This window comes from Arthrobacter sp. JCM 19049 (genome assembly GCF_001310435.1).
The window spans coordinates 1-622 of record NZ_BAXF01000880.1; the positions used below are offsets into that span (position 1 = coordinate 1).

General features: G+C 68.5%; 1 pseudogene. It reads right to left on the reverse strand.

Going from position 1 to position 622, the window contains the following annotated elements:
- A pseudogene (locus JCM19049_RS16885) lies at nt 1–622 on the reverse strand (phosphoribosylamine--glycine ligase); the annotation flags it as partial.

Consider the following 622-nt stretch of genomic DNA (forward strand, 5'->3'; position numbering starts at 1 on the left):
AGCGCGGTGCCGGCGTGCACCACGTGCACCTGCTCCACCGCGTTGGCTTCCTCCAGGCCCTGGATGACGGCGCCCTTGACCGGGGTGTCCGGATAGTTCTCGGCGGCGATCACCACGTCCACGGCGGTGGCGTGGTGCCAGTGCAGCTGTTCGGCGTCATCCAGTTCGCCCTTCGCCGCGGCCAGCAGCAGTGCCCCCAGCGGCTCTTCAGCCGGGCCAGCACGGCCTGGGTTTCCGGGTCGCCGAAGCGGGCGTTGAATTCAATGACCCGCATGCCGCGGCTGGTCAGGGCCAGACCGCAGTACAGCACGCCGGTGAAGGGGGTGCCGCGGCGTTCCATTTCGCGCAGGGTCGGGTAGGCGACGCGCTGCATGACTTCCTCGGTAAATCCCTCCGGCAGCCACGACAACGGCGAATAGGCGCCCATGCCCCCGGTGTTCGGACCTGGTCTCCGTCGAAGATGCGCTTGAAGTCCTGGGCCGGCGAGAGCGGCACCGCATGCTTACCGTCGCAAATCACAAACAGGGAAACTTCGGGGCCGTCCAGGAACTCCTCGATGACCACGCTGCCGCCGGCGGCGAAGCAGGCCTCGGCGTGGGCCAGGGCCTCTTCGCGGTCGGAG